We start from the raw sequence: 13,261 nt of genomic DNA on the forward strand, positions 1-13,261 counted from the left end.
GAAAAGAAAGGGATGTTCCATGATTGAACCACGTCCTAAAGTCAGTGTAATTGTACCTGTCTATAATGTTGAGAAGTATCTGGAAGAATGTTTGGATTCAATTGCTGCACAAACATTAACTGAAATAGAAGTTATTATGGTTAACGATGGGTCGACAGATTCAAGCGGAGAGATAATGGATCGCTATGATGAAATGTACCCTCACTTTAAAGCATACCATAAGCCTAATGGCGGCTTAGGTCATGCCAGAAATTACGGCGTTCAATTTGCAAAAGGTGAGTACCTCGTCTTTATCGATTCTGATGATTATGTAACCAGGAACGCATACAGGATGATGTATGAATCTGCAATTGAAACAGGATCTGACATTGTTATTGGAAATGTAAAAAGATTTAATTCTACTAAAGAGTTTGCTTCAGGCCTCCATAAAAAGGTCTTTAAAGAAACTATTCTCAATACCCATATTACAAAAAATATGGAGCTTATATACGATACAACTGCTTGGAATAAATTGTTTAAGAAGTCATTTTGGGATCAGCATCAATTTAAATTTCCAGAAGGCATATTATATGAAGATTTGCCGGTAACGATCCCTGCTCACTTTCTTTCGTCATCAACAGATGTTCTGGGAGATGTAATCTATTACTGGCGTGCAAGGGATGGCGGTGATCGCTCCATTACGCAGCAGCGTGACCAAATAGTGAACTTTACCGACCGTCTGGCAGTACTGAAGATGGTAGATGCCTTCTTTGATAAAATGGATATTCAAGGCGAACTTCGCGAAATGAAGGAATATAAAGCACTCAGCTTGGATATTCTTTTATATTTGAATGGTCTGGATGAAGTAGGGGAGGAGTTTCTTGATGTATTTGTGCAGGAAGTCTCTCAGTATCTGGAAGATATTCCTCCTCAAGTGATTAATCGATTAAATGCGATCGACCGGCTGAAGTATTATTTTGTAAAACAAGGTGACAAAGAAAAACTTCTTGAAGTTATACAATTTCAGAAGAACGAAATGAAAACAACCAAGGTTATCAAAAAGGGTAATCATTACTATGGAGATTATCCTTTTAGAAGCCAGCTGCCTGAATCACTTTACAGGATGGATGATGAGCTGCAGGTTGTAAGGAAAATTGAAGCTGCCAAGTGGGCTGGAAGCAAACTTACAATCAAAGGATATAATTATATCAGCAAAATGGATATGAAAAAGAAAAAACAGGTTAAGCTTGAAAGCTATCTATTAAATCCTGAAACAGGTGAGAAGGTTACAATTCCAGCTGAAGTCTCAGTTAGAAAAGATATTACCTTTAAAAAGGGTATCCGGATCAGCAAAAGAAGCCCTCTGAAAAGGCTTTATAATTATGATTGGTCAGGTTATGAGCTTGAGATTGACTTCGCTAACCAGGACATATCCGATTTGGGAAAGGGCAAGCTTGAGCTTTGGTTTCAACTCACCGTCGATAATATTATGCGCGAATTCAGAGCAGGCGGTCCAATAGCAGGTAAGAAGCCGAGACCAACATACAACACTGGGACAGGGCAAAGGGTATTCCCTAAATATAATAAGGCCTGGGATTTAGTGATTGAAGCGGATGTACTGTCTTCTGTTATTAATGAGCTGCACATCAAAGATGATCAGATCCATATTAATGGACAGACTATTTATGATGTTGATCGTTCAATGCTGACCTTGGTGAACTATTCGAGGGGATCAAGAATTGACTTTCCGCTATCAAAAGCATCAAATGTCAATAAGCATGGGGTCGACTTGGCTGGAAATGAATACAGTGCAACAGTGCCAGTCGGCTTGATAAACGATGAAGAGCAGGCTAACAAGTGGATTGGGTATATTAAGCATGAAGGCGAATTAATGCCGTTAACAGTACTGAATTATATAAAAAAGAGCAGTGCTCCATACGGGCAGAAAGAAATACGAATTCAAACAAGCCCTGCAGGGAACTTAAGTATTAATTTCCAAAATGTATCCCCTTATCTTGATGAATTGAAATTTTCAGATAATAAGTTGTGCTTTAATATTGAAGTATACAATAAATTCTTTAACATATTTGAGAAAATTGATGAAATACAAGTACTTCTTAAGCACTCTGAAAGCGGCAAAACATATGCAATCCCATACAAAACCCGGGATGCCGGTTCGTATAAATATTTGGACTGTGAATTTGATCTTCTCAGTGAAAAAGGTTTAGCCCTTATGGATGTGGGAATATGGAAGCTTTATCTGGAAGCCTCTGGTAATGACAACCATGAGCCAAATTTAGTAAGAAAAAGGGTACGTCTTGATAAGAAAGATATTAAATTCGATAAACATATTGTCTCTGGAATTAAATTAATTCCGTTTAAAACAAGGGAGGGCAATTTCGCAATAAAATCCGTTCTTCATTGGGATTGGATTGAAAGAGGTCCCCGCCGCCAGGAGGTAATTAAAAAGGTATTATATCCCTTATTCAGATACTTGCCTATGAAAAAGAAAACGGTAGTATTCGAAAGTTTTTGGGGGAAATCTTATAGTGATAATCCGCGTGCCATCTATGAAGAGATGGAGAAAAACGGTATGGATTATAACTATATTTGGATTTTAAATAATGAAAATACTGATATAGAAGGAAGAGGCAAAGCAGTCCGGAAAAATTCCTTGAAGTATTATTATTACCTGGCAACCGCGAAGTATTTTATTAACAATGCTAACTTCCCTGACTTCTACGAAAAACGGGATGGGGCAATAGAAGTCCAAACTCTTCATGGTACACCGCTTAAAACCATGGGTCTGGATGTGCCGGGAGAAATCGATACTGAAGAGAAAAGGAATAATTTCTTACGCAGATGCGGAAGATGGGATTATCTAATATCCACGAGTGATTATGTGACGAATCTCACCAGAAGATGCTTCTTATACGAAAAAGAGATGCTCGAAGTAGGATTTCCTAGAAATGATAAGTTGTTCCGGCATGATAATGAGAAAGACATCATGAATCTGAAGGAAAAAATAGGCATACCTCGTGATAAAAAGGTAATCTTGTATGCTCCTACCTGGCGGGTTAAAAAGGCGTTTAACCTGGAGCTGGAAGTGGATAAGATGCAGGAGCAGTTGGGAGATGAATATGTTCTCCTGTTGAGGCTGCACTATTTTGTCGCTAACTCGATTGATGTATCGAAAAATAAAGGCTTTGCTTATGATTTATCAAATTACGAGGATATTCAGGATTTGTATCTGATTTCTGATGTAATGATAACGGATTATTCCTCTGTAATGTTTGATTACGCTATTCTGAATCGTCCAATGCTGTTCTTTACTTATGACTTGGAGCTCTACAGAGACCAGTTAAGAGGAATGTATATAGATTTTGAAAAAGAAGCACCAGGTCCTTTGGCACGTACAACTCAGGATCTGATTGATTCCCTTCAAAATATGAACACTCATAATCAAAAGTATGATGAAAAAATGAAACAGTTCAGGGCTAAATACTGCCAGTATGACGATGGACATGCCAGTGAAAATGTGATAAATAAAGTATTTGAAAAGAATAAGTAAAACAAGAGCAGCCGTTAATAGCGGCTGCCTTTTTTATACTTGAATTCCAGTAAACTTCCATGTGATCAAGTGGCATTAAATCGAAAGATGATGTATAATTTAGAGTGTTGTATGTAAAAAAATGTAGAATTTTAGCGTAAAAATAGATAAATGGGTATACCTGCTTTAGATAATCTCTTGAATAATCCTGATAAAACCTTTACAATGATTTAGGACATGCTTACACAATTTTTAAGATTCTTTTAATTGTTAAATCTGTGTAAAGCCTTTGTAAAAGAAAACAGTTATCATACAAACTAGATTAATAGATATTAGAAATATAGGAGGAGATACAATGCGTAAAGTAATCACTTATGGAACGTTCGATTTACTCCACTGGGGTCATATAAATATCCTTAAAAGAGCCAAGGAACTTGGTGATTATCTGATTGTTGCCATTTCTTCTGACGAATTTAATGCCCTGAAGAATAAAAAGGCATATCATAGCTTCGATAACAGAAAAATGATACTTGAGTCAATCCGCTATGTCGATGAGGTAATAGCTGAAGAAAACTGGGAACAGAAAATTGAAGATGTTACTAAGCATGATATTGATGTATTTGTCATGGGCGATGATTGGGAAGGTAAATTCGACTTTCTAAAGGATTATTGTGAAGTGGTGTATCTTCCCCGTACTGTAGGGATCTCTACAACAAAGATTAAGAAGGATCTGTTAAAAGTTAATAATGGTTAGGGAACTGGCAATTACTGTCTACCTATTCATTTTTAAAATACTTTTTAATCTATTTAAACTATCTCCTTTAAAGAACAAGACCGTTTTCGTTGTTACCTTTGGAGATAACAGCTGGTATGTATACAAGCAGTTAAAGAAAATGAAGTATAATGGCGAAATTGTCTTCTTAAAAAGTAAACGAAGCAAGTTAAAAATAGAGAACAGCAATAATGTGAAAGTATATAACTTTGAAACGTATCAAATATTTGATACGTTTTTCTCAATTTATCATTTAGCAACTGCCAGAAAAATTTTTGTTGATAATTATTATGGATTCTTATCTGCCATTCAATTCAAAAAAGAAGCAGAATGTATTCAGCTTTGGCATGCTGCTGGAGCTATCAAGCAATTTGGGATTCATGATCCCTCAAACCAGCTTAGAACAAAACGAGCGTTAATTCGTTTTCAGAAAGTATACAAACAATTTCATAAAATCATTGTCGGTTCAGAAAATTTGGCGAAAATATATTTCGAGGCTTTCGGTGTTAATGAGCAAAATATATTAAGGTCTGGAATTCCACGTACCGACATTTTTTATAATATCAATAAAATCGAAGACATTAAGAAGAAAATGCTGAGGAAGTTTCCTTCCATAAAGAATAAAAAAGTAATTCTATATGCTCCAACTTATAGAGAAGCTGAGTTGGATTCATTTAGGCTGCAAATAGATTATAAAAAAATGTATGAAGAACTTGGGCCTGATATTATTATCATGCTAAGGCTTCACCCTGCAATAAACAATCATTCAGGCCATGAAGCATATCCGGATTATGTGATTGATTGCAGCAGGCACTTTAGGATGAACGATCTGCTGTTTGTCTGTGACTATCTAATCACTGATTATTCCTCCATTCCATTTGAATTTGCAATCTTGGAAAAGCCGATGATTTTTTATCCGTATGATTTGGAATCCTATTTAAAAGAGCGGGGTTTTTGGGAGGAATACGATGAATTTGTCCCTGGGCCTGTTGTCTATAATACCGATCAGATTATTGAATCACTCAAGAAGAACTCCTTTGATTATGAAAGAATAAGACAGTTTAAAGAGGAATGGAACCAATACTCTATAGGTAAATCAAGCGAAACGCTTGTCAAAATTCTATATCAGGATGATGAAATCGTTTTAGGAGCTAAGGATGAATATACTGACTAAATTGAAAAGACTTCCGGTTATTCAAGCCATATACAAAAACTTATTCCAATTTGTAGGGTTTTTCCCTGCAAATGAAAATCTCATTATGTTTGAAAGTTTTTTAGGAAAGCAATATAGCTGCAATCCAAGAGCCATTTATGAATACCTTAAGGATCATTACCCTGATTATCAGTTGTATTGGAGTGTGGATCCCCGCTTCACTGCTCCTTTTGAAGAAAAGGGAATCCCATATGTTAAAAGGTTTTCTCTTAAATGGTTATGGTTAATGGCAAGGGCCAAATGCTGGGTTACAAATAGCCGGATGCCACTTTGGATACCTAAACCAAAGCATACCACTTATCTTCAAACTTGGCATGGTACACCATTGAAAAAACTGGCGAATGATATGGAAGAGGTACACATGCATGGAACTGCCACTGAAAAATACAAAAGGGACTTTTATAAGGAATCAAGAAATTGGGATTATTTGATTTCACCCAATTCTTATTCCACGAAGATTTTTAGAAGAGCGTTTCAATATGACAATGAGATTATTGAATCTGGATATCCGCGCAATGATATTCTCCATATTGAAAATAAAGCCGTCTTAAGTAATCAAATCAAACTAAAGCTTGGAATCCCCTTGGACAAAAAAGTGCTTCTCTACGCACCAACGTGGAGGGATAATCAATTTTATCCTGATGGGAAATACAAGTTTGACTTGCAATTAGACCTCTCAATGTTAAGAGAGGCACTAGGGGACGAATATGTTATTATCCTCAGAATGCATTATCTTGTTGCGGAAAACTTTGATCTTACCCCCTATCAGGAATTTGCTTTTGATTTTTCTAAATATGAGGACATAAGGGAATTATATTTGGTGTCAGACATATTGATAACAGATTACTCATCTGTTTTCTTTGATTTTGCAAATTTGAAAAGACCAATTATTTTTTATGTATATGACATTGACGTTTATAGAGATGAGCTGAGAGGCTTCTACTTCGATCTTGAGAAAAAGGCGCCTGGTCCGCTTATGAACACAACAGATGAAGTTATTAAAGCAATTAAGTTATACAGCAGTAGTTCAGTCCCCCCAGAAAATTATGAAGAATTTTATCAGGAATTTTGCAGCCTGGAAAACGGGAACTCTGCTCAGAGAGTTATTAATCATATTTTTCCCTTATAATAGAGAAAACCCCGCTGAATGAAGCGGGGTTTTTCTATTATGTTATAGTTTAGAAATAATACTGATGAATTCTTCAGAAACCCATCCGATTTCGTTATGAGGAGTATATACTTGAATCCATCCATTTTTCTTTATAGGCTTTCCAGAGCTGTCTAATGACATTTTTAGATAGGTGCCGCTTGACACGAGAGCCATAGAGCTGGAATTTGTTGTTGCATCTTTACGGATGTTTAATGATGAGGCGTTCACTTGAAGAAGGTTTTTGATATTCAAGTAATAGCCGTTGATCCACCCGTTTGTGCCATTCTGGATGACTTTGAGCCAATCATAAGGTTTGTTATCGTACATAATTGGCTGTACATCAGTATTATAGCCAGATAATATGACGTTTGTACCTTTGGAAATGGTCTTGATTAGAGTCGAACCCATTACGTATGGGATGGTTCGGAAATTCACATCTGTATTCACTTCAGCCATAATGCCATTAGGGAGACTTTTATAAATGTCAATGGGATAGGGCAGGCCGTCAGGTATTTCACGACTATAAACTGGCGGTTTGGCCGGAATCTTTTCAGATGGTGCTGCTTCATCATAGTATTTAGCATCAAAGAGCTGGATACTCTGCATAAGCTTAGCTATTTTATTATGCCATTCCTTATCTGAAGCATATCTGACATTCATTCCTTCTAGTGTCGGTCCATTATAAAATGTACCATTAGACATTAAATAATCCGTTTTGACTTTATAAGCTACGTAGTTAATGTTATCTTGTCCTGTCGGAAAATAGAACGCACAGGTAGTAGGGCAAGTATCATATGCTCCATACCCGAAAAAATTCCTTTTGTATTGGGCGAGTGTTGATCGTCCCCATCCTGTTTCGAGTATAGAGTGTGCCACTAAATAAACCGCATTTACGCCTGATTGCTGTTGGGTATTGATAAACTCCTGAGCATAGTTCTTTAATAAGCTGTTCGGTACAGGAGAGTTATTGAAAAAGTTGATAATATCCTGAGCGGTAATGTCTGCAGGCTTTCTAAGATCAATTTCAGCATATGAATCTGCAGATACATGATCCAGCTCAAACTTTAATAAGGCAGTACTTGCTGCATCATAGTATTGAACCTTGAATTCGTGTATTCCCGATGTCAGGTTGATAGTTGCTTGCCGTTTGTTTCCGCTTATATATTTCCAGGAGTCAATTATCAGTTTTCCATCTGCAAATACTCGAATGCCATCATCAGCATGGACTGTAATAGCATATTTTCCTGGTGTTGCAATGTTATACATTTTAATAAATTCCCCGCTGAAATTATCCGCACTGGGCAGCAATGGACTTGGCTTGTCCTGTCCCCATTGAAAATCAATTGCAGCAATTGGTTGGAGTGAATACTTACCTCCAAATATTACTGGAGTTCCTGAAAAGTCACGGGAAGGATAAATTTCTCCATACCATCCATCAGCAGGAGAGATGTTTTTCGCTTCATTATATGGCTGAAGGAAAGCTTCCACACGGCTAGTTTGAGTTACTTCTTTATACCGGACTTCAATTAAGTGGACATCACTTAAAGCTGGAGAAGTGCCGTGTTGATCTTTTACTGAGAGCTTAACAGAGTCTTCTCTGAAGGCGCCATCAGTAAATCGGTCTAGTACCAGCTTGCCGTCGATATATACCTGTACACCATCATCAGCACCAGTTCTCAAAACATACTCACCCGCAGGGATTCTGCTGTAAGTACTGTATAGTGCAGAGAAACCATCTGACGGGACTTTACCTGGTACTGGACTATTCCAACCATTATCTTCTGAAAGCTTGCCGTAAGGTGACCCTGCTGGAATGACCTTAGCTGCAGCTGGAAGACCTGTTAAGCTATGGTTTGGATAGTAATAGGCCAGCCAATCGCCAAATTTAACGACTTCTGAATACAGTGCAGAATCTCTTATGCCATCTCTGTATGTCGTAGTTATTTTCTTTCTTCCTGCAGTGATGCCAGTAAGAATGGCCCGGTCAATGATAGAATTACTGGAATAATAGAGTCTATCAATAATCTTATTTCCTTCAAAGACAACAGAGACCCCATCATCTGCCAAAGTTTGCATGAAGTAATCTCCGCTGCTTAAAGATTGGCTTTGATCAAATACAGCTGTAAAATTGTCGGGTTTTACTTCAATGCCGGGACCGCCATCACCCCAGTTATATCTCAGCACTTCTTCTGCCCCATTGAAAAGACTCTTTCCAGGAAGCATCTCAATTGAAATGCTTGATTGCCCGGAACCTTCAAAGTAATCTATTGAAATTTCGTGAATTCCCTCTGTAAGGGTAATACCTGCTTGGCGAAGAAGGCTGCTTTGATATTTTGGGGAATCAATGAGCAGGGTATTATCCACTTTTACCTTCACCCCATCATCTGCTTTAACATTAAAGTAGTAATATCCTTCCTCAGAAATGTTTATTTTTTTTGTGAAGCGGGAAGAAAAGCCATTGGCAGGTATTAGGGGGCCAGGTGATCCATCACCCCAATTAAAATTCAATGACTCAATGGGGGAAAATGACTCTTTTCCTCCATGAATAACGGGATTTCCTGTTAAATCATTCGTTGGATAATACTCTGCAAGCCAGCCGTCTGCAGGATCCAGGTCTGCTGCTTCTGTATAAGGCTGAATCAGGAAGTCAACCTTTCCTGACCTCACAACATCTTTATACCTGATTTCTATCCAATGAACATCTTTTTCATTTCCAGGTTTGTCAGTATCGTTAATGGTAACTTTTACGGCGTCTTCACGATAGCCGCTTGCTGTAAAACGGTCCAGAACCAGTTTATCGTCTATAAATACTTGTATTCCATCATCTGCTGCAGCTCTGACTAAGTAGTCTCCAGCTTCGATTTTTTGTGCTGTTACATACCTTGCTGAGAAATGGTCTGAAGGTACTCCGTCAGCAGGGCTTTCATCTTCATGGTTTTCACTGAACTTTCCATACGGGCTGGTTCCTGTCAGTACCTTGGATGCTATAGGGTAGCCGGATAGTGTTTCATTTGGATAATAATAAGCCAGCCAGTCTCCGAATTTAACCACATCAGCATATATAGCTGCTTCTCTGATGCCTTCTCTGTATAAGGCAGTAATATGGTTCGTCCCTGCTTTGGCTTCCATTAACAGGGCACGATTAATTAAGCTGCTCGAATAATCCCAGCGCTTTATTTTCTCCTCGCCATTAGCTTCAACGAAAATGCCATCGTCTGCTAAGGTTTGGATAAAATAATTTCCGACCGAAAGGCTTTGGGTCAAGTCAAATCTTCCTGTGAACCGGTCTTTTTGCTTCCGCGGAAGATCGTGACCCCAATTGTAACTGACAGACTGTGCTGATTCATCAAATAAATTCTCTGATTCTATCATTTCAAAATGTAAGCTGGCTTCATTTATCAGTTCTAAATACTCAACTTTTACTTCGTGTTCACCTTTGGTAAGCGGGATGGATACTTCCCTTTTATTCCCTTTAATGTATTTCCAGGAATCAATCCACTCATGATCATCTATAAATACTCTGACACCATCATCTGCCAGAACCTTAAGCTGGTAAATGCCGGAAGCGGGTGTGAGTATTTTTTTGGTGAATCTGGCGGAAAACCGATCCTTAGGGATAAATGGGCTTGGAGAGCTAAGATTCCAGTTGAAATTTAACTGTGGAACTGGTACTATTGCTGACTTACCGCCCATAATGACTGGATTTCCTTCAAGTGATTGATTTGAGAAAATCTCACCGAGCCATCCATCATCAGAGGATAAGTGTTTAGCATCATCAAATGGCTGAATGAAGAAGTCAATTCTTCCCGATCTGATATGATCTTTGTATCTAACTTCAATGTCATGGGTATTTTTCAATCCAGCACCATTTTCACGGCGATCTTCGACAGTGATTTTTATAGCATCTTCACGGAATCCGCTATTGGTAAATCTATCAAGTACCATTTTTCCATCTATAAGTACCTGGATTCCATCATCAGCTCCTGCCCGAATCACATATTCACCTGCATCCAGTCTTTTTGATGTTACATACCTTGCAGAGAAATGGTCAGAAGGGAATTGGCTCTTTATGGAATGGTCCTGTGGAATTGGATTATTATATCCAAAGCTTTCTATTAATCTGCTATATTCAGGTTTTCCTTTTATAACTTTAGAGGCGGATGGCAAGCCTGTAAGATCCTCATTGGGATAATAATAGGCTATCCAATCTCCAAATTCAGCAACATGAGAAAAAACTGCTGCTTCCTTTATAGCCTCTCTGTACTGAGTCGTAATTTCGTAATGGCCAGCAGGAGAATCAGGTAAATAAGCCTTATTTAAGAGATCAGCCGTATAGTTCCATCGATTTATTACTTCTTTTCCGTTGACGTTTACCTTTATACCATCATCTGCCAGAGTCTGGATAAAGTAATCGCCTTTGTTCAAAAATTGAGATTGGTCAAAAGTAGCTGTAAAACGGTCATTCTTATTTATAGGACTGCCATTGCCCCAGTTATATTCCACTGTTTCTTTCTTTTCTGTGAAATCCGCTGCAGATGCAGTACTGGGCGGATGGAAAGCAAAAAAGACTGCTGTAATCATTGACAGTCCAAATGAGATCCTTCTGATAATTTTCTCTTCCTCCCTCTTCTTGTTGGAATCTTGTAATAGATATATTACAAGATTGTTACAAAGTAATGATAACATAAAATAGTACTAAACTACTTATTTAGACAAAATTTGCTAGTTTGTATATTTTTCCTATTTCATGTAAATTTGGGGTGTTAAACATCAGGTTTGATTGGAAATAATATAAAGAGCAGGAAAGGGTCGAGAGTTGTAACCATTGGTGCTATTACGTATAATATCAATATTGGACAAATGCATATATATCGCTTTAAATACTATAGATGAAAAGCAGTCAGGAAGGAATTATTAATAGATGAGTTCGATGTTAAGAGTTATAAAAGAACAAATAGAAAGTTTTTATTTAATTCGAAGGCTATCACTGTATGAATTAAAAAGTGCAAATAACAATAACTATCTAGGAATGATGTGGGAAATCCTTAACCCTGGAATTCAAATAGCTATATACTGGTTTGTATTTGGATATGGAATAAGAGGGGAAAGGCAGTTGGAGATGTTCCTTTCTTTCAGTGGATGCTTGCGGGAATATTGGTTTGGTTCTTTGCAAACCCATCCATTTCACAAGGGTCCAAATCAATTTATACAAGAATAAAAATGATATCAAAGATGAGCTTTCCAATGAGTGTAATTCCGACTTATGTGATTTTTTCAAAGCTTTATCCGCACCTATTATTGCTTTTAATTTCAACCATTATTTTTCAAATATCAGGTTATCCTATAAGTGTGTATTATTTGCAGCTTCCGTATTTTATCTTTGCAACAGTCGTATTTCTAATTGCAATTTCGTTAATAACGTCTACTCTTTCTACCATTGTGCGTGATTTTCAGATGATTGTGCAAGCGGTGCTTAGAATTCTTATTTATGTATCCCCTGTCTTATGGGTAACGTTTAGTATGCCTGGATGGGTACAATCCATCATGAAGATCAATCCGCTTTACTACCTGGTGGAAGGATACCGTCATGCTTTATTGGGCCAGGGTTGGTATATGATTGAAGAAGCTGGCTATACATTATATTTTTGGGCACTGGTTCTTTTCCTATTTTGGTTTGGTTCAATCATTCATGTGAAATTCAGAAAACATTTTATTGATTTCTTATAATGGAAGTGATTTTGTGTCAAAGTCAGTTATCGTAAAAAATATAACAAAGAAGTACAAATTATATACAAAAACATCTGAAAAATTATTGGATATCATTTTGCCTAAGAATTATGGCGAAGACTTTTATGCCCTAAGGAATGTAAGCTTTGAGGCTGAACAAGGGGACATTATCGGATTTGTAGGGGTAAATGGTTCTGGTAAATCCACATTGTCCAATGTTATTGCCGGTATTGTGCCGCAGACAGGAGGTCAAGTGGAAGTGAAGGGACAGGCTTCTCTCATTTCTGTGTCGGCAGGCCTTAATAATCAGCTTACTGGAAGAGAGAATATTGAATTGAAATGCCTGATGCTTGGTTTCAGTAAAAAAGAGATTGCTGAAATGGAGCCTTCCATTATTGAATTCGCAGAGATTGGAAAGTTTATTGATCAGCCAGTTAAGTCCTATTCCAGCGGTATGAAATCTCGCCTTGGATTTGCAATCTCAGTTCATACAGATCCGGATATTTTAATTATTGACGAAGCCTTATCAGTAGGTGATAAAGCATTCGCTGAAAAGTGCCTTGATAAAATGAATGAATTTAAGCAGCGGGGCAAAACCATGTTTTTTGTCAGCCACTCCATTGGCCAAATGAAGCAATTCTGTGAAAAAGCGATATGGCTTGAGTTTGGACAAGTCAAAATGGAGGGGGATATTGGGACAGTTATTCCTGCTTATGAACAGTTCTTAAAAGAATATAAAGCCATGTCAAATGAAGAAAAGAAAAAGTTCAGAGAAGAAGCGATGGAAAAACAGAGCCAGTCCAATTTCCAGCCCGCCACATAAATCTGAAGATATGTCAGCCTGTTTCCGAAGTAAGGAACAGGCTTTTT

Annotated in this window: 5 protein-coding genes and 2 pseudogenes; 6 read left to right on the plus strand and 1 reads right to left on the minus strand. The window is 37.6% G+C overall.

Translation table 11 applies throughout. The features are described from left to right. Nucleotides 1-19 precede the first annotated feature (19 nt). The 4 genes and pseudogenes from LLY41_RS02760 to LLY41_RS02775 all read left to right on the plus strand — a co-directional run. Nucleotides 20-3,550 (plus strand): CDP-glycerol glycerophosphotransferase family protein, encoded by a 3,531-nt coding sequence (locus LLY41_RS02760; protein ID WP_304586864.1) that lies wholly within the window; start codon nt 20-22, stop codon nt 3,548-3,550. 334 nt (nt 3,551-3,884) lie between these two features. Then, nucleotides 3,885-4,283, plus strand: coding sequence for a glycerol-3-phosphate cytidylyltransferase (gene tagD / locus LLY41_RS02765; RefSeq protein ID WP_304586865.1), 399 nt, complete (start codon nt 3,885-3,887; stop codon nt 4,281-4,283). After that, nucleotides 4,276-5,475, plus strand: coding sequence for a CDP-glycerol glycerophosphotransferase family protein (locus LLY41_RS02770; protein ID WP_304586866.1), 1,200 nt, complete (start codon nt 4,276-4,278; stop codon nt 5,473-5,475). The genes tagD and LLY41_RS02770 overlap by 8 nt, the downstream gene beginning before the upstream one ends. Next, nucleotides 5,456-6,643 (plus strand): annotated as a pseudogene (locus LLY41_RS02775) (CDP-glycerol glycerophosphotransferase family protein); the annotation flags it as partial. The gene LLY41_RS02770 and the pseudogene LLY41_RS02775, both read left to right, overlap by 20 nt. 42 nt (nt 6,644-6,685) lie before the next feature. Here LLY41_RS02775 and LLY41_RS02780 read toward each other — a convergent pair. Beyond that, nucleotides 6,686-11,245: a PA14 domain-containing protein gene (locus tag LLY41_RS02780; RefSeq protein WP_304586867.1), complete on the minus strand. Its 4,560-nt coding sequence runs from the start codon at nt 11,243-11,245 to the stop codon at nt 6,686-6,688. A 340-nt stretch (nt 11,246-11,585) separates the two neighbouring features. Here LLY41_RS02780 and LLY41_RS02785 point away from each other — a divergent pair. Beyond that, nucleotides 11,586-12,391 (plus strand): annotated as a pseudogene (locus LLY41_RS02785) (ABC transporter permease). Between the two features lie 13 nt (nt 12,392-12,404). Further along, nucleotides 12,405-13,214: a teichoic acids export ABC transporter ATP-binding subunit TagH gene (gene tagH / locus LLY41_RS02790; protein WP_304586868.1), complete on the plus strand. Its 810-nt coding sequence runs from the start codon at nt 12,405-12,407 to the stop codon at nt 13,212-13,214. Nucleotides 13,215-13,261 lie beyond the last annotated feature (47 nt).

The sequence above is a fragment of the Cytobacillus firmus genome, assembly GCF_023612095.1.
GTDB lineage: Bacteria > Bacillota > Bacilli > Bacillales > Cytobacillaceae > Cytobacillus.

Coding starts and splice junctions, on each gene's coding strand:
- LLY41_RS02760 (WP_304586864.1), top strand. CDS start 20: ATGATTGAACCACGTCCTAAAGTCAGTGTAATTGTACCTGTCTATAAT.
- LLY41_RS02770 (WP_304586866.1), top strand. CDS start 4,276: ATGGTTAGGGAACTGGCAATTACTGTCTACCTATTCATTTTTAAAATA.
- tagD (WP_304586865.1), top strand. CDS start 3,885: ATGCGTAAAGTAATCACTTATGGAACGTTCGATTTACTCCACTGGGGT.
- LLY41_RS02780 (WP_304586867.1), bottom strand. CDS start 11,245: ATGATTACAGCAGTCTTTTTTGCTTTCCATCCGCCCAGTACTGCATCT.